The sequence below is a fragment of the Aquimarina hainanensis genome, assembly GCF_042684685.1.
In the GTDB taxonomy this organism is placed as follows: Bacteria; Bacteroidota; Bacteroidia; order Flavobacteriales; family Flavobacteriaceae; genus Aquimarina; species Aquimarina hainanensis.
Genome location: NZ_JBHULX010000022.1, coordinates 179,677 through 197,942, shown reverse-complemented (window position 1 = coordinate 197,942; position 18,266 = coordinate 179,677). Strand labels below are relative to the sequence as shown.

Sequence of the window (18,266 nt, the reverse complement as noted above, 5' to 3'; positions counted from 1 at the left end):
CTAGTATACGTCTAAGGCTACATATTTCTCCATGCAGCTTTCAATGGCTATCTCCATAACATTTATGGCTGCATCAATAATTTTATGAGTAGTTACTAAAGGAGGAACTAACCTCATTACATTGCTATGATGGCCTCCTACTTCGAATAGCAATCCTTTTTGAAAACATTCTTGTCTAAACTCTTTTAGTAATTCGGGGAAAGGTTCTTTGGTTCTTTTGTCTCTGACAAATTCTACTCCAATCATCATTCCTCGTCCCCGTACTTCTCCGATAAAAGGATTTTCTCCCTGAATGTTCTTGAGCTTATTCATTAGGTAGGCACCTACTGTTTTTGTATGTTCTTTAATTCCGTGTATTTCTACAAAATCAAATGCTCCTCTTGCTGCCGCAATACTCACTTGATTTCCTCTAAATGTTCCTATATGAGCAGCAGGTCCCCAGGCCTCTATTTCTTTCTTATAAATCAGACCGGATATCGGAAATCCAACACCTCCAAATCCTTTTGAAAAAGTAATAATATCAGGGATAGCATTGGTATTCATGAATTCCAAGAAACTCCCTGTTCTAAAGAAACCACTCTGAATTTCATCGAATATAACCAGTACATCATTTTCGTGAGCAATATTGACCAATGCTTCTAAATACCCTTCTTCCGGAACAATGTTTCCTCCTTCTCCCTGAATAGGTTCTACAATAATCGCGGCGGGTTTAGAAATTCCGGAATGACTATTGGTAAAAATACTTTTGAAAGCTTCTATTCCATCAATCTCATTAGTTCCTTCGGTTTTACTTCTATATGGATAGTTGTATGGAATGAAATGTACATTAGGCATTAAAGAAGTTAGATGATTTCTGAAAAAAGTATCTGATGTTACTGCCAGAGCTCCTGATGTCATCCCATGATATCCTCCTGTAAATGCAATTATTCCATCTCTACCTGTCTTTATTTTTGCTAACTTAATAGCTGCCTCGACTGCATCTGATCCTGTAGGTCCTCCAAAACTTACTTTATAATCATCCTGCATATGTACTGGCAGATGGTTTAATATTTTTCGGATAAGCATCATCTTATTCTCTGTAGGAAAATCCAATGCATGGATTAAATTTTCTTGTTGCTCTTTCACATAGTCCAATACAAAATCATTTCCATGTCCTACATTTAAAACACCACACCCACTAAAAAAATCGATAAATCTATTACCATCTACATCTTCTATAATACTTCCTTTTGCCTTTTTTATGGCAATAGGCATACTTCTTGGATATGAAACCACATTCCCTTCTATTGCTCTTTGCTCTTCTAATAAAATGGCAGATTTTTCACCCGGAACCGAAGCTGAAACAATGCTAGGTTCTTCTGATAAGTGGTATTTACTCAATGAATTCATAATTAATTGTTTGTTATATGTGTTATTATTGTATCTCTTACATATGATTCCTTCATCAAGGTGTGAATAATGAAGACCCACAGAGATCGTATATTTTGCTATTTCATAGCAAATAGGCTTTTAGCCCATGATTTTTCTCTTGGAAAATCACAGGAAAAAAAGAGTTATAAAATAGTATGAGGTAAGGGGGGAACTCTGGTTTTTACTATTTATGCTAAATAGTATTCGGAGTTAATCTGATCATTGCTTTTAAAAGCTAATAATCTCTTCAAATTTATTTTTGAAGAATGCTACGATATCTTCATTTGAAGCATCTGGACGGATTTCATCTTTTAGAAAGAATCGCAAAATTTCTAACTGATCATCCTCTGGATTTTTTTCGATATGATTACATAAACCTATATATTCCTGATCGTATAAAAAATTCCAAGTTATAGAAATACTATCTGACTGGCTTGTCACATCATGAAACCAACCTGATGGAAATAAAACAATTTCTCCTGGTTTCAAAACATCTTCATAATCATATGTTATCTTAGAAAAATCAGGAAACTTCTGATGATCCGGTTGTTGGATATCAACAAATTCTTTTCCGTTCATTACCTGAGACTCTTTTTCCGGGTTATAAAGAAAAATCTTTTTTTCTCCATAAAACTGACACAAGATAGCATTGCTATTAAACGGATCTTTATGTAAGCGTGTTCTGGATCCTTTTCCTGAAACAAATAACCCTTTATAAGGATATCGGTACTTGGTTATATCCCTTTGTTGACCACTTTTACTATATGGAACTACTAAGGATTCATTAGGCAAGAAATAAGGGTGGCTCCAAAAACCCTCAAGGGACTTAAACACTTTATCTGACCAATAAAAGTCAACTTCTTTTAATTTTGTATACCATCGCATATACTCTTTGGTTAATCCTTCTTCTTCTGTCCTTCCAAAGTTTTTATCTATATATTCTCTAAAAGGAACAACTCCTTGTAGATCAAAAAGCTCATCATACACCTGTACCTGTTCTTCTCCAAATTCTTTCTTAAAATAGTCTGGCGTAAATTTACTCAAATCCCAGTCTTTCATTCCATCTGTAACGATTACTGGCTTATTAGACATTATATATTCTTCTATATATTCTTGTTTAGTAATGGCATGAATTCTTTCTATTTTCATCGTGTTGTAATTATTTTTGTCTTAGAATTGATTGTATAGAAATGTCGTATTGATTATAATTTGCCAATTAAAAGCTGACATATTATAGTTACTGAAGAAAAATCGTTTCTATATTTTTTGAAAAAAATGGTCTTATCAGATGTAGTAATTATTATTTCTAAAATACTACACTTGGATACTGAGCAAAGCTTCGCTTCTTTAACTCACACAACCATGGGATCGTTAATGATTAAATTTAGTATTAGAGAGCTTCCTAATATTGGAAAAGGAATATAAAACTAAATGAATGGGGATTCCGTACTTATGTGTTTCTAAACACGTACCAAATATAGATATTTTACCACGTCAATATGTACGCTTAAACCTCACAAAGTATACGGTTAAAAAAATCAAAAACAAGCCAAAAAACCAAAATACTGAAAACCAGCAACATAACTAATTAAAAAAGAAGGCGGTATTTATTTTTTTACTTTTTTTTAACATTGATATCCCTAAATCTAACCTTAACTAAAGGCTTTTTTTATGTTTATAAAACAAGAAAACAACCTGCTATGCTCTTTTTCTAACTTTTAGTAGCGGAGGACAGTTATAATTATTGATTTATGTAAAATAATTATACCCTCATGTTAAATGCAAGCAATATTATTCTACGATAAAGTAATTTGTACTATTTATATACACTCCGTCATTAGTATACCCGCTGAGTTTGATTTCATATTTCCCAGGCACATCAGAAGTATAAAAGTTTACCGTTTTACTTTCTGAATCTAGTATAAACTCGGGATCCCAAAATAACTGCACTCTATAATCCGGAATTCTGTCTAACTTTTTATCCGTATAATCAGGTGTATATATCTTTTTATAAGGAGTGATCCCTTGTAGTTCGACTTCTTTGATATACTCCCCGTTTAGTATAGGTTTGAAGTCTCCTTTTTTAGTACTTACAGCAATTATTCCACTATAAATCTTCGGACCATATCGATATGATTCATTTACAATCCGTATACTTTCTACTTTTTTAGGATCATAATCGACAAGCTCTTTAGCATTTTGAATTAAAACTCCATCTATTAAAATTAAAGGATCCATTTTACTAAACAGAGACCTATCTTTATCTGTTCCTGTTGTAATCATCACAAACTTTTCTCCTTCTTTCCGCTTTCGAATCCCGACATTTTCTATGATTTCTACAAAGACTTCTTTCATTGTAGGAAAATGATTATACTCTGATAGCACATAGTTTTTTCCTTGTAATTCAAAAAATGGTGTTGTTTCTTTTTTCTTTTCCGCGATCGTCTTTTTTGTGTCGTAATAGGCATTTTCTATTTGTAGTTGAATACTCCTTTTTTCTAACCAGTTTTTAATCGTTGCATCCAATATAACAGGAGTTTTCTTATCTTCTTTCTTTTGACGAAAGACAACCGTATTCACTTCTAATGAGTAATCGTCCCTATCTTCTTCATGCACTTGAAAAATACTATTTGCCTTGGTATAATCTTCAGGAACTACAAAAAAGAAATGTCCTTTACTATTTGTTTTTGCTAATTTGAATATGGTATTATCTCCGGAAATTGTCAAGGATATTACTTTATCTTTAATACTTTTATCAGGGCGAGATGTTTGTATATAACCTGAAATAATCTCTCCCCGGATTTCTGGAACAAAGAAATTAGTTTGTTCATTATTAAAAGGCTCATTTATCTCTTCTTCTGAGTATACGTTTATTGGAGCAACTTTTCGAACGGATAAAACGCTAGATTTATTGACCTTATTCATATTCTTAAAAATAAGCTTCACTTTTTCCCTGGGTTTATATACTTTTTTATCCGTTTCTAAACCAGCTACTTCATCATATTTCCTTTTTACAGATATCGTGTCCCGCTCAATACTTGTTTTTACTTCTGTTATTCCTTTTTCCTCCTTATCCATTATCAATGGAGTTTTTTTAAAAGGGTTTATCAAGTATATCGGACTCTTCGCATATGGGGCTTTAGTATTGTTTAGCGAAAAGTTAGTATATGCTATCAAATGGTATTTTCCTGTTTTTAATGTTCCCGGAATAAAATAAGCTCCTACAGATTTTCCGTCTTTCAATTTTAATCTATGTTGAAAAACGATGGAATCACTTTCATTTCTCAACGATACATATCCAATAGCACTTACTACTTTTTTCCTAACAGGATCAGACATACTAAATATTTTATATAGTAGTTTTTCTCCTGTTAATAATACTTTATCATTCGTAATTAATTTTGGAGATTCTCTTATCGTAAACTGATCCATATTGACTGTAGCTCTATCGATACTCACTTGAGCAGATACAAAACTACATGTCCAAATCAACCCTAAAAATATATATTTCGTACTCATAATTAATCTTTCCAAAAATCTGGTTTTGTTTCCGTTGATATATCCGTACAGACAGTACATAGCTCTTGCATGAATATTGGATCTCCTGTCATTGTAATCTCTATTACCTGAAACCCTGAATTCAGCAAAGAAATAATTTGCAATCGCTTTTCTGGTACCACTTTTACACAATCAGCTATAAAATCAGGTTCTTCTATATTGAGTTCTAAATGGTCAAAAAATATTCTTTTCATGGAAACAGGAGAAATTTCAAAATACCCTAACACTTTTTCATCTGGATTATTTTTAGAATTGATGTTTCCTGGTAAATACCCTGGCTGACTCTGAGTCAAAAGTCCTTCTACACTTCCTAATTCCTTCATTTTTTTATAAAATGTATATGCTTCAAGACTCTGAATATATTGTTTTACCAAAATACTATATCGTTCTTTGATCATGATACTATTTTTATCAATCTTCCTCACTGGAAACCGATATACCCGATTTTCATTTAATTCAGAAGTTGCTGTTTGATTAATTCCTTTAGAATACTTTGTTTTAGAATAGCAGACTTTATCCCAAACTCTTAATTTATAATCTATATCAAAAGTTAGAGCTATTGAATCATAATTTTTGATTGTTGTAATATAAGATGACGGATATGGAGGTTGAACTTTATAGGTTTCTTCATATTCATACCTAAAATACTTTGCCTTTCCTGTTTTATCATAGCTATCAACCAAAACCTGGACTTCTTCTTTCCCGTTTGTAGCAATTACCTCTGGATATACCCTTTCTATTGCCACTGTTTGTGGCGTTTCTACTGTTTCAGATTTGTATTGATTCCCATCTGAAGTACGTATTGTCAATGTATACATAGTACCAGGCATCGCCTTAAATGCTTTATCTGAGACATACGCTTTTGTACTATCCTGAGAGAATGTAAAAACTTCTCCGTTGCTAGCTTCTACTATCACATCAGCATTATTTTCATAGATAATATCTTTACCTTCTAAAGCAGAAGTTCTGGTTAGTTTCACCACTTGTTTTTTTACTTCATTAGTGATACTACTCTCTACGACTAAAACATCCGTAAAATCAAAAGTTTTTATCTCAAAAGGTTCTGTACAAGATATTTGTAAAAATGATAAAATGACACAAATCGGAATTATTTTTATAATTTTCTTCATTACTTTCTTAGAACTTAAAATTATAGGTAATTGTAGGAATTGGAACAGAAAAAATAGTTGTTTTATATGCCTTTATGTCTCCTCCTTTATTGACAAAGAATACAGAATAAGGGTTATTTCGTCCTAACACATTATATATAGAGATATTTACAAAGCTATGCGCCAATTTATTTCGCTTATGGTTCCCTTCTATATTAATTCCAATATCTAATCGGTAATAATCCGGAATTCTAAACTGATTCCTATCACTATATAATACTTGTTCCTGTCCTGCAAATGTAAATTTCCCTATGGGATAGGTAACCGGTCGTCCTGTCTGATATATAAAATTAGTAGAAATACTATAGCGTTTCGTTATTTTATAGTTTGCTACTAAAGAGAAATCATGAGGTTTATCAAAATTAGAAGGGAAAAACTCTCCATTGTTTACGCGTTCTTCGTCAAGCTCACTATCCAATTTAATCATTGATCTAGAATAACTATACCCTAAATGTCCATTAAGCCTTCCTTTTGTTTTTTTGGCTAAAAACTCAACTCCATATGCCTTTCCTTCGCCCTGTAATAAATCGGTTTCTAAATTATCATTTAAAATTAATTGGGCTCCAACTTTATAATCTAACAGGTCTTTCATCTTCTTATAATATCCTTCTAGACTAAATTCCAGGTCTTTATCCGGAATATTCTTAAATACTCCTAATGAAAATTGGTTTGCTGTCTGGGGAGCTATATTAAGATCAGATAATTTCCAGATATCCATAGGAGACATCGTTGTATTCGTAGATAATAAATGTAGATACTGCGCTGTACTGGTATAGCCAGCTTTTATTGAGAAATCATTTCCTAACAAATATCGACCTGAAATTCGAAATTCAGGGTTCCCATAAGTTTCTATTACTTCATTCGATTTATAATCTCTCACTTCGATAACCGTACCTTCATTTTTTGGCTCTCCTGGAGCGTATTTTTTTTGAGTGGAAGCTCCTAATGCTGCATAAATAGAATATCTAATTCCTATATCTAACAAGAGTTTTTCGTTTACCTTGTAGAGGTCTGAAATATACAAGGCTGACTCTAGTCCCTTTTCACTTGCTATCGTTTTAGGAACAATATCTGAACCTTCTCCAACTGGAAATATTCTTCCTGGATCTATATTGTATAATTTACTACTTACACCATAACTAATCTTATGTTTCTCGCTATGGTCATAATCAAAATTAAACTTTAGTTGTGTCTCATTTAATGTGTACCCGAAGTCAAAGTTCTGATTTCCTCCTCCTTCATGCAAAATGTTATATTTATACTCGCTATTGACTAAAATTGCATCAAATCGATTAGCATCATTAAAACTATGACTCCATTTCACAGACCCTAATCTATTGGAATATGTCAATAAAGAATCTTGTGTAATACTGAACCTATCCTTGCTGTAATACAATGTAGCTTGTACTGCATTATTATTGTTAATTGTATGTTTATATTTCAAAATACCGTCATAAAAAGAAGCTTCACTATGTTTCAATGCTTCTTCATCTAAATTTCGCAAGATATAATCTGAATAGGTAGCTCTTACTCCGGCAATAACTGAGGCTTTTTCTTTTACTACTGGTATTTCTAGCGCCAAATTCCCTGTTACGGGACCTATTGACCCTTCTCCCGCTATCTTTTTTGTATTTCCTCCTTTTGTTTTTATGTTAAATACTGAAGATAATCTTCCACCGTATTCTGCAGGTATGCTTGCTTTAAATATATCCAGACTAGAGGTTGTAAAAGGGTTTACCGCAGAAAACAACCCTAAAAAATGAGATGGATTGTACATAACTGCATCATCTAACAAAATTAAGTTTTGATCAGCTCTTCCTCCTCTTACATTAAACCCATTTGCCCCTTCTCCAACAGTTTTAATTCCCGGTAAAGTCGTTGCCACTTTTAATACATCTCTTTCTCCTAATACCAGAGGAATAGTTTTAATTTCTTTTACTTTAATTTGGTTTGCTCCTACAACTGCGTCTTTTACATTCGCATCTTTTTTAGATTCAATTACTACTTCATCCAGTGCTTCCGCATTTTGCAATATCTTCAGATTTAAAGTTCCTGTCCCATAGAGAATTACTTCCTGATACAACTTTTCATATCCGAGTATATTTGTTTCTAGCTTATTATATCCATATGGCAATTGAATCCTATACCTTCCGTTCTTATCTGTAATTGCATATTTTAGTTTATCAGTTGTATGAATGGAGACATTTGGTATTGGTTTATTGGTTTTAAAATCCTGAATAACCCCAGAAAGTTCAAATGCCTTTTTTGAGATATTCAGCTGTTGCTTCCCTATAGTTACTAGTTTATTTTTTCTACTGACAGAAGTAGTTACATACGCTTGCTGAAATATGGGGATATTATCCTTTTCTTCTGGCTTCTGATTTTGCTCCTTCTCTTCAAAAAAGCTTTCGGGAAGTTTTGCATAAATAATACTATTGTTCAATAGTATTATTCGATCATCCGTAAAATAAAAGTTAATATTTGTCTCTTCAAATATTCCTTTTAGCACATTTTTTATCGTTTCCTGATGATATTTTTTGGTTACTTTATGGCTTTTTAGCCAATTTTCTTCAAAAAAGAATTTTTGATGTATTTGACGTTCTAATTCCAAAAGCGCCTCTTGAAGAGGAGTATCTGCAAATTCTATAGAAATCTTCTTATTCTCTTGGCTGATTGCAATAAAAGTAGAAATACAAAAAGTAAATAAAATTGTTATTTTTTTCATGAATGTAAAGAAAATTAAGTGCTTCTATCCTAGTTTATATATCCTTCGAGATACTTTATCAAACTGACCATAAAAGCATCCAAATCTTTTTTATATACTTCTTTATAACTTTTATAAAAGCTACGAACTTGACGTTTTTCCAATTCAGGGAAAACAGAAATAACATCTTTCGGTGTATCTATACGATTATATGTGTTTTTATAATATACTATATATTTATTATCTCCTTTGAAGCTGTATTCTATTTTCTTTCCAATAATTTTTCTGCTTACTCTTTTAGCTTGTTTTATATAAAGCGTAAGCTCCTCTCCTACATATGCTTTCTCAAAGAAACCGTTATTCTCAAAGGGCATTGTAGTGTTCATCAAACGAACAAAATCTCTCCCCTCAATGGAAAAATTCGAAATATTATCAGGTAATAATTTGGTATTAAAAACACTCATATTATCCGCTGATCTAATGATAACATTATCCTCTAAAAGGTCATATTTCAATAACACTTCCGGATAAAATTGTTCTTCGTACACTATAGTTCCTAACACATAACCTTGATGTTTAAAAAATCGATTACTCCCATCCGTATACAGAAACAGGTCTCTAAATTCTGTTCCATTATATAAGCTTGTATTAGCTAGCCCCATAAGTTGATCATAAGCCGCATATACTTTTTCTTTGGACTGTTGCGAAAATGACAGAAAACCGATACACATAAAAGCAAGCAATAGTAACTGTACTTTTTTAGTTTTCATTTTTTGATTTTTTTTGTGAAATTTCTTCCGAATCTACATATTTAACTCAAATTTGTTATTGTTTTTGCACAAAAAGCAACAAACATTAACACACTTTAACAGGACTCATACAGCGCAGCCTTAACGAAAACCTTTTCGTTATTTTTTAAATTAATCCCTCTTTCATCAATTTATTTTTTATTTTAACATTCTAAACATCAAAACATAAGAATTAAAAAGTTCACCCATATACCATGAAAACTTCTTACAATATCTTTCCTACCTTATTTTTCTTTTTTTCTTTTTCATTATACATATCTGCACAAGTAGAGATGAAGATGGATTTTACTACCCCATATGGGAATAATCCTATAGCTGGAAAATATGTAACGGTAAACGGGGCTAAAATCTATTATGAAGAATATGGAACTGGAAAGCCTATGTTTTTAATTCATGGAAACGGTGGTAGTATAAAAGATATGGGAAATCAAATTGATTATTTCAAATCTAAATATCGAGTAATCATTGCTGATAATCGGGGACATGGAAAATCTGAACTAAAAACAGACTCTTTAACCTATACTCAAATTGCTCATGACTGGAGCGAGCTCGCAACCAAACTACGCATTGACTCTCTCCACATTATTGGATGGAGTGATGGAGGGATCGTTAGTTTATTAATGGGAATTTACCACCCAAGCAAAACAAAAAAAATCGCTGCAATGGGTGCCAATCTTCGACCAGACACAACAGCCGTGTATCCCTGGGCGGTTAATTGGGTAAAAGACACCCGAAAATTGGTTGCCCAAAAAATAAAAGACAAGGATTCTTCTCAAAACTGGGAACAACAACGACAACAACTCGGATTATTAGGGGATCAACCCATGATTAGTATTGCTTCTTTGCAGACTATTTCTGCCCCTGTACTTATCATTGCGGGGGATAAAGATATTATACGAGAAGAACATACTGTAGAAATGTATCAAAATATACCAAATGCACATTTATGCATTCTACCTGGAGAAACTCATTTTACACCTGCTACGGACCCTGATACATTTAATAAAACAGTAGAAACTTTTTTTAACAAGCCTTTTTCTCGACCAGATTCTGATTGGACCAAACAAAAAAAATAACCTGACATTTTATGCAGGTTATTTCCTTTAAAAAAAGAAATATGTTAGTACCACTGATCACTAACAGCCGTGATTTCTTTTTTGGCTTTTTCCAATATTTCAGAAAGACGATCTCCATATTGTTGTAAACCAAATGCGCTAATGTGCTTACTTGGTATACCAATAAATTCCAGATCCGTTTTTATCAATGGAGTAGCATAATTCATGCTATCTAATGGAGGCACCCCAAAGTCACTCCCCGTAGTCATAATCGTTAGGGCTTGTTTTCCCCTACATAACCCCACATACCCTTCTTCTCCCAGCATAAATGTCTTCCCTGTCTGGATAATAGCATCAACCCATGCTTTGACTGTAGCCGGTAATGAGAAATTATACATAGGGAATCCGATTACAATGTAATCCGCTTCCAAAACCTGTGATACCATCTTATTATTTTTTTCTAAAACCTGCTGCTCACTATCAGATAAAGACTCCTCTGTATAATTATCTTTAAAAATTAATCCAAGGTTTTTTTCCAATAACAAGTCCGGAACTTCTTTTGTCAGATCTAAAATCGAAAATTCCGTTTTTTCCTTATTGATAGATATAAAATGATCTATTAATTCTTTGGTATTGGAACCTTCTCTTGGCGTATACGTTACTACTAGTGTTTTTTTCATGTATGTATTTTTGTGCGCTTATTAATTAATACATAACACCCTCTTTTAAATTATCAGAAACGATTAAAAAGGTGCAATAGTTTTCTTTTCAATACAATATTAAAACTTCTAATCATATAATTAATATTATATTTGTTTACTCAAACCATAATATTTGTTATATGATTAATTTTGAATGGTACCGAACCTTTAAAACAATCTATGAATGTAATAGTATCTCAGAAGCTGCAAAATTGCTTCACATGACACAACCTGGAGTGAGTAAACATTTGGCCGCTTTAGAATCCAGAATAGGCAAAAAACTATTTATCAGAACAGCCAGAAAAATTCTTCCTACAGAATTTGGAAAATTTTTATACACTCAGATATATTCTTCGGTTTCTGGATTAGAAAAAGCAGAAGCTACCTTTAACAAAAAAGGAAACGAGCATTGTCCTTCTATTGTTATAGGATGTCAATATGAGTTTTTTAAAAGCAAATTACTCGATCTTATTTCTTCACTGGACATGTATATCACTGTAAAATTTGGCATCAATGAAAATTTAAAAAATGCACTCGAAATAGGACAAATCCATCTGCTTATAGGAACATACAGATACAATACATATCCTCATATTTTTTCTCCATTAACTACTGAAAAATTAGTGCTCATTGCTTCGAATGATCTCGAAGTTCCCGAGGTTATACAAAATAACCAAGCAGGACCAAAAGCATTAGAATCCTGGTTAAAAGAACAAAATTGGTTTGCGTTTGATAATGAACTTCCTTTTATCAGAATGTTTTGGGAGCATCATTTCAAAAAGCGTCCTCCTATCAAAGCCAAAATTGTTTTTTCTTGTTTTGATGGAATTATGCAAATTATGCAAAAGACAAAAGGTGTCTGTATTCTGCCATATCACTCTTTCGCTAATGAGCTCAAAGATCAGAAAGTAAAGTTAATTTCTCCCAGCCTGGAAACAACAAATAATAAGCTTTTTTGTGCCCATAAATCAACCAGTGAAAATTTATATGAAATACGATTATTTAAGGAGCGAATGGGGCTAGAACTCTGAAATTAAAATTTCCATTTCTGCTTTTCATTGTATCAGGGCTCTATAACCGGGTGACCCAAATGAGCAAAAAGGAATCTTTTTTAGGGGATTTATTTTTTAAAAATTTCATTAAAATAAGCAAGAAGAATTCGTTTATAATATCTTTATTAATTACTTTTGCGAAGTACTCTCTAAAGCCTCATAAAAACTCGTTATCCCCATTTTTAGCCTAGCTTATGAGAAGATCATTAATAGCGATTCTTATTAGTATACCCACTCTCATCAATGCACAAGTAATTGCCTTCGAAAAAATTGATGAATCCGATATAATCAATCGAAGCTCTGATGTTATAGAAGATTATGAAGGCGTCTATCAATTTGGTAATTCTGAGACCGCATCAGAAATTGTATTGTTATTTAATGGTCATTCTATAATTGCCCAAATCAAATCCGGATCTTGGAATACAGAAAAGAATCAATGGGTAGATACTTTCGAAAACTTAACGAATACTAGTATTAAGAATGGGGTCTTCTCTTCTGATCAATATCAAGGTCGTTTCATTACCTATATAAAAGAAGGAAAATACCATTATGGACTGAAAATAAAAAAACCCTGGACGCAGGGAATCCCTGAAGGACAGTATGAAATTGGTTTAAAAGAAACCGATGTTTTTTATTTTAATGGAGAATATACCGAAGCATCTATAAAAGATTTATCCGAAGACCACCTCAAAAACCTATCCAACAAGGAATTACAACTCATGAGAAATGAGATTTTTGCACGTTACGGGTATATTTTTAACTCAGAAGGAGAAATGGATATTTATTTCAAGTCAAAAAGCTGGTATAGACCACAACACGAAGATGTCACTAATTTTCTCACTAGCATTGAACGAAGAAATATCCAACGAATCCGTAATTTAGAACAGGAAGAATAACACTAAAATCTGATTTTATGGAGTCATCAAAAAAAACAACTCTTTATTTTTATGTTACTGACCAAGTGCATTTACTAGATTTAGGAGGAGTTTTACATGTATTCCAGGAAGCTATTGATCTTGGGTTTCCATATCAATTAGAGTTCATAAGTAGCTCCCAAAAAATCAAAAGCTCTGCCGGGTTATGGCTCTCAGGAATCAAACTTTTTACAGAAGTGAGCCTGACACAGAATGATTTTATTTTTATCCCCGGATTCAGCAGTCATGATACAGAATTCTCTTTCCCCACTACGGCTTTTAATGATTGGCTGATAGCAAAACACAACCTGGGATGTACAATTTGTAGTATCTGTTCAGGTGCTTTCATATTAGCAAACTCAGGAATTCTTAATCATTTACAATGTACAACACATTGGTCTTTAATCGATCGATTAAAAAAAGAATACCCTACTCTACACGTAAAAAAAGATGTTCTTTTTACTGAGGAAAATCGCATCTATACCAGTGCAGGCATTGTTACTGGTATTGACCTGGCTCTCTATCTTATAGAAAAAAGACACGGAAAGGAAGTTGCTATTAAAATTGCTAAAGAACTGGTTGTTTATAAGAGGCGTAAAGGAACTGAATCTCAAGAAAGTGTGTACCTCCAGCATCGCAATCATATAGACGAAAAAATTCACATGGTTCAGGATTGGATCATTCACAATCTAGAAAAAACCGCGACCATTAATGATTTGGCAGCATTGGTAAATATAAGCCCTAGAAATTTAACTCGTATTTTTAAAAAACAAACCGGAACTACCATTGCTGCATATCGTACAAAAATAAGAGTAGAAAAAGCAAAAAGCCTACTCATCCATTCAGACCATAAGATTGCCTACATTGCTACTTTATGCGGTTTCAAAACGACTAAACAACTACAGCATATCTTAAAGAATCACCTTTAAACCTGTCCCGAAACTCCCTCTTTTTGTCCTTTTAATCCTCTGTCAATACTCCTAATTTTGTTTCTATCAAAAGAACAAAGTTATGTTATCAAAAAATCAAAAAACACTCCCCGTTTTATTACTAATCGATATCCAAAAGGGATTCGATGATATTGCATATTGGGGCGGAGAACGAAACAATCCGACTGCAGAAGAAAACATAAAAAAAATTCTCGATCTATGGAGAGAAAAACAACTTCCTTTATTCCATATTCAACACTGTTCTGTTAACCCAATATCACCATTAGCTGCAAAAAACCCAGGTAATGAATTTAAAGATATTGTCACTCCATTACCTACAGAAGTTGTTATTAAAAAAAGCGTAAATAGTGCATTCATAGGAACAGATTTAAAAGAAAGACTGAATTCTTTACATGCAGACACAGTTATCATTGTGGGATTAACCACCGACCATTGCGTCTCCACTACAACACGAATGGCAGCTAATTTCGGATATAATACTTTCTTAATCCACGATGCTACTGCCACATTCAACAAAAAAGATCACAATGGACAGCTATATAGTGCTCAAGAAATTCACGATACTGCCATTGCGAGCCTTCATGAAGAATTCGCAACAATCCTGAATACAGATACACTTCTATTAAAAATAACCTCATCATAAGTGAATACTTTTTTTTAGAATTCAATTGTTTTTATAATTCCTAAAACAGCAGAAATAATGTACTCTACACCTATCGCTATAACAATAAAGCCAATAATTCTAGACAAGCCATTAATCCCGGAAGCACCGAGCATTTTTACGATCAGGTGAGAGCTTTTTAATATTCCATAAATCGTTATAGAAGTAAATATAATAGCTCCTGCAATGATCAGGATATCCTGCACCCTGATATATTCCTGATTATACGTGATCAATAGTGAAATTGTTCCTGGACCGGCTAACATCGGAATCGCCAGAGGAGTTAGAGATATTTCTGACCGGGAATTAATATCATCCTTTACTCCTTTTTTCTTCATCCCCTTATGTTCTGCAAATTTTCCTGTAAGCAAAGCAAAACCCGAAGAAGTAATAATCAGTCCTCCTGCGATTTTCAGAGAACTAAGGCTAATTCCAAAAAACGTAAGAATATATTTACCTGCAAAAAACGATAAAAATAAAATCACTAAAACATTTACAGCGGTCCAGAAAGCAATCACAGATCGTTCTTTTTTGGAAAGATCTTTAGATAACCCCACAAACACCGGAACTGTCCCTAAAGGATTCATTATTGAAAACAACGCTCCAAAAGCATACACAAATAACTCCATTTTTTTTTCGCGCAAATTTCGCTGCATTATCAATAGCTATAATTCAATAAAAAATCAAAATTTAATTAAATAAAGGTTAAGAGAAACCAATAGTGGTTATTTTAAAAAACTGTTCATTATCTTAGAGATAGATTAACGCTAACTAATATAATTCCACTAAATTAATTCATTCAAATGCTGCTCGTAGCGACATTGATTATCTATATTAGCCAACTCAAAAAACTTAACACCAGATGTACCTTAATTTAAACATTAGTAAATGAATATTATAGATCTATCAAAACCCATCCAATATAACAAGACCGACCCTTGGTTTATGAAAGTAAAAATCAAGCATAAACCACACAAAAAAGCAAAGTGGTTACTCCGATTTTTAGGATTACCTTTTAGACTATTCCCTAAGAATTTTACTGGATGGGCTGATGATACTATTCAGAAAATGGGTGTACACTCCACTACCCATATTGACGCTCCCTGGCATTATTCCCCTACCTGCAACGGAGCTCCTTCCAAGACAATCGATGAAATTCCTCTCGAGTGGTGCTATGGTGACGGAATTGTTATAGACATGGCACATAAAGCTGATTTTGATGAAATTACCGCTGAGGATCTCCAACAGTTTTTACAAACACACGAGCTTACACTTACTAAAGGAATGATTGTTTTAATAAAAACAGGAAGAGATAAATTCAATGGAACTAAAGACTTTCATAAAATAGGTACAGGAATGAGTGCAGAAGCCACAGAATGGCTAATTGATCAAGGAATAAAAGTCATGGGAATTGATGCCTGGGGGTGGGATCTCCCCTTGCCTTATTTAATACAAAAAGCTAAAGAAACAAATGATTCAGAACTTTTCTGGGAAGCACATTTAGTGGGGCAAAGAAAAGAATATTGCCATATGGAACAATTAGTCAATCTGGACAAACTCCCATATACAGGCTTTAAAGTTGCGGTATTTCCTCTAAAAATTGTAGGAGCCTCTGCAGCACCTGCCAGAGTTGTTGCCATGATTGAATAATCAATTTTATCACCGGTACACTTTATATGAGTACAAAGGCATTTATACTTGTATAGTTTTTTGTTATTATTATATTAAAACAATCGATTTTGTTTATACATATTAATACTGTAGTTTTGAAACTATAAAACAACTAGTTATGGATGCGAATAATAAAAAACTAACATCAGTATCGGGGAAACCGATTGCTGAAAACCAAAATGTACAAACAGCAGGAAAAAGAGGTCCTATGTTATTACAGGATGTATGGTTCCTGGAAAAACTGGCGCACTTTGACAGAGAGGTAATCCCTGAAAGACGAATGCACGCAAAAGGTTCTGGGGCATACGGAACCTTTACTGTCACTCATGATATCACCAAATACACAAAAGCCAAAATATTCTCGAAGGTCAATAAAAAAACAGATGTTTTCCTTCGGTTTTCGACAGTTGCCGGAGAAAGAGGAGCTGCAGATGCAGAAAGAGATATTAGAGGATTTGCCGTTAAATTTTATACAGAAGAAGGAAACTGGGACTTAGTAGGAAACAATACACCTGTATTTTTCTTACGTGATCCATATAAATTTCCAGACCTAAATAAAGCAGTAAAAAGAGATCCTAAAACAAACCTTCGAAGTGCTAATAACAACTGGGACTTCTGGACATTATTACCAGAATCTCTACATCAAATCACTATGACCATGAGTGAACGAGGGATCCCTAAAACTTATAGACATATGAATGGCTATGGTAGTCATACATTTAGTTTTATCAATCATGATAATGAACGGTTTTGGGTAAAATTCCATTTCAAAACAGCACAGGGAATTGAAAACCTAAGTGATCAGGAAGCTGCAGAAGTTGTCGGAAAAGATAGAGAAAGTCATCAAAGAGACTTGTTTGACAGTATCGAAAATAAAGATTTCCCAAAATGGAATCTAAAAGTGCAAATTATGCCGGAAGCAGAAGCCAAAGATTATCACATCAATCCTTTTGACTTAACTAAAGTATGGCCACATAGTGATTATCCGTTAATTGATGTTGGTGTCTTAGAATTGAACCGAAATCCCGAAAACTATTTTGCAGAAGTTGAACAAGTAGCTTTTAACCCGGCGAACGTTGTCAATGGAATTGGTTTCTCCCCTGATAAGATGTTACAAGGTAGATTATTCTCATATGGAGATGCACAACGATACAGATTAGGAGTTAATCACTACCAAATCCCTGTTAACGCACCTAAATGTCCTTTCCATAATTATCACAAAGACGGAGCAATGAGGGTAGATGGAAATGAAGGAGCTTCTGTTCATTATGAACCTAATAGCTATGGTCAGTGGAAAGAAGAAAAATCACATGCAGAACCCCCATTGGCTTTAGAGGGAGATGCATACCATTGGAATCACAGAGAAGATGAAGATTATTATTCGCAACCTGGAGCTTTATTTCGAATTATGACCAAAGAACAACAACAAACTCTTTTCGAAAACACCGCCAGACAAGTAGGAGGTGCTGAACGATTTATTCAGGAACGCCATATAAGCAATTGCTTTAAAGCAGATCCTGAATATGGGAAAGGAGTAGCAAAAGCACTCGGTATTAAAATTACCGAACTGGATCTCGTATAAGAGCTCTCAATCATCTAAATTCGATTAAAG

16 protein-coding genes are annotated in these 18,266 nt (G+C 33.4%); 8 read left to right on the top strand and 8 right to left on the bottom strand.

All coding sequences use genetic code 11. From position 1 onward, the window contains the following. Together ACFSTE_RS13020 and ACFSTE_RS13015 are read right to left on the bottom strand one after the other, a co-directional pair. Positions 1-1,389 carry an aspartate aminotransferase family protein gene (locus tag ACFSTE_RS13020; RefSeq protein WP_176027159.1) on the bottom strand — a complete coding sequence of 463 codons (1,389 nt, stop codon included), beginning with the start codon at positions 1,387-1,389 and terminating at the stop codon, positions 1-3. Positions 1,390-1,638: 249 nt separating this feature from the next. Continuing rightward, complete coding sequence (locus tag ACFSTE_RS13015; protein WP_378253460.1) at positions 1,639-2,559, bottom strand: cupin-like domain-containing protein; 921 nt, start codon at positions 2,557-2,559, stop codon at positions 1,639-1,641. A 126-nt stretch (positions 2,560-2,685) separates the two neighbouring features. Between ACFSTE_RS13015 and ACFSTE_RS13010 the strand changes: the two genes are divergently transcribed. Further along, a complete protein-coding gene (locus tag ACFSTE_RS13010) occupies positions 2,686-2,835 on the top strand; it encodes a hypothetical protein (RefSeq protein WP_217704357.1) in 150 nt (49 codons plus the stop codon). Between the two features lie 366 nt (positions 2,836-3,201). Here ACFSTE_RS13010 and ACFSTE_RS13005 read toward each other — a convergent pair whose 3' ends face one another. From ACFSTE_RS13005 to ACFSTE_RS12990, 4 genes are read right to left on the bottom strand one after another with little or no spacing between them, the layout of a single operon-like run. Beyond that, entirely contained in the window at positions 3,202-4,929 is a 1,728-nt protein-coding gene (locus ACFSTE_RS13005; protein ID WP_378298173.1) for a hypothetical protein, read from the bottom strand. Between the two features lie 2 nt (positions 4,930-4,931). Next, complete coding sequence (locus ACFSTE_RS13000) at positions 4,932-6,098, bottom strand: DUF4249 domain-containing protein (RefSeq protein WP_378253454.1); 1,167 nt, start codon at positions 6,096-6,098, stop codon at positions 4,932-4,934. A 7-nt stretch (positions 6,099-6,105) separates the two neighbouring features. Continuing rightward, positions 6,106-8,862, bottom strand: a complete 2,757-nt coding sequence (locus ACFSTE_RS12995) for a TonB-dependent receptor domain-containing protein (protein ID WP_378253452.1) — start codon at positions 8,860-8,862, stop codon at positions 6,106-6,108. Positions 8,863-8,891: 29 nt separating this feature from the next. Next, on the bottom strand, positions 8,892-9,611 hold the full coding sequence (locus ACFSTE_RS12990) for a hypothetical protein (protein ID WP_378253450.1): 720 nt from the start codon (positions 9,609-9,611) through the stop codon (positions 8,892-8,894). A gap of 233 nt (positions 9,612-9,844) precedes the next feature. On the opposite strand from ACFSTE_RS12990, the gene ACFSTE_RS12985 reads away from it, so the two are divergent. Beyond that, complete coding sequence (locus ACFSTE_RS12985; RefSeq protein ID WP_378253448.1) at positions 9,845-10,726, top strand: alpha/beta fold hydrolase; 882 nt, start codon at positions 9,845-9,847, stop codon at positions 10,724-10,726. A gap of 44 nt (positions 10,727-10,770) precedes the next feature. Here ACFSTE_RS12985 and ACFSTE_RS12980 read toward each other — a convergent pair whose 3' ends face one another. Further along, complete coding sequence (locus tag ACFSTE_RS12980) at positions 10,771-11,385, bottom strand: FMN-dependent NADH-azoreductase (protein ID WP_176027167.1); 615 nt, start codon at positions 11,383-11,385, stop codon at positions 10,771-10,773. A gap of 161 nt (positions 11,386-11,546) precedes the next feature. On the opposite strand from ACFSTE_RS12980, the gene ACFSTE_RS12975 reads away from it, so the two are divergent. The 4 genes from ACFSTE_RS12975 to ACFSTE_RS12960 all read left to right on the top strand — a co-directional run bounded on the left by ACFSTE_RS12975 (position 11,547) and on the right by ACFSTE_RS12960 (position 14,965). Further along, entirely contained in the window at positions 11,547-12,437 is an 891-nt protein-coding gene (locus tag ACFSTE_RS12975) for a LysR family transcriptional regulator (protein WP_176027168.1), read from the top strand. A 215-nt stretch (positions 12,438-12,652) separates the two neighbouring features. Then, positions 12,653-13,354 carry a YARHG domain-containing protein gene (locus ACFSTE_RS12970; protein ID WP_378253446.1) on the top strand — a complete coding sequence of 234 codons (702 nt, stop codon included), beginning with the start codon at positions 12,653-12,655 and terminating at the stop codon, positions 13,352-13,354. A gap of 17 nt (positions 13,355-13,371) precedes the next feature. Beyond that, positions 13,372-14,301 carry a GlxA family transcriptional regulator gene (locus ACFSTE_RS12965; RefSeq protein WP_176027170.1) on the top strand — a complete coding sequence of 310 codons (930 nt, stop codon included), beginning with the start codon at positions 13,372-13,374 and terminating at the stop codon, positions 14,299-14,301. 82 nt (positions 14,302-14,383) lie between these two features. After that, a complete protein-coding gene (locus ACFSTE_RS12960) occupies positions 14,384-14,965 on the top strand; it encodes a cysteine hydrolase family protein (protein WP_378253444.1) in 582 nt (193 codons plus the stop codon). 14 nt (positions 14,966-14,979) lie between these two features. Here ACFSTE_RS12960 and ACFSTE_RS12955 read toward each other — a convergent pair whose 3' ends face one another. Further along, positions 14,980-15,612, bottom strand: coding sequence for a MarC family NAAT transporter (locus tag ACFSTE_RS12955; protein WP_176027172.1), 633 nt, complete (start codon positions 15,610-15,612; stop codon positions 14,980-14,982). A 259-nt stretch (positions 15,613-15,871) separates the two neighbouring features. Between ACFSTE_RS12955 and ACFSTE_RS12950 the strand changes: the two genes are divergently transcribed. Continuing rightward, entirely contained in the window at positions 15,872-16,633 is a 762-nt protein-coding gene (locus ACFSTE_RS12950; protein WP_176027173.1) for a cyclase family protein, read from the top strand. Between the two features lie 139 nt (positions 16,634-16,772). Beyond that, the gene (locus ACFSTE_RS12945) at positions 16,773-18,236 is read left to right on the top strand and encodes a catalase (protein ID WP_378253441.1); all 1,464 of its coding nucleotides are present in this window, start codon (positions 16,773-16,775) and stop codon (positions 18,234-18,236) included. The last annotated feature ends 30 nt before the right edge of the window (positions 18,237-18,266 follow it).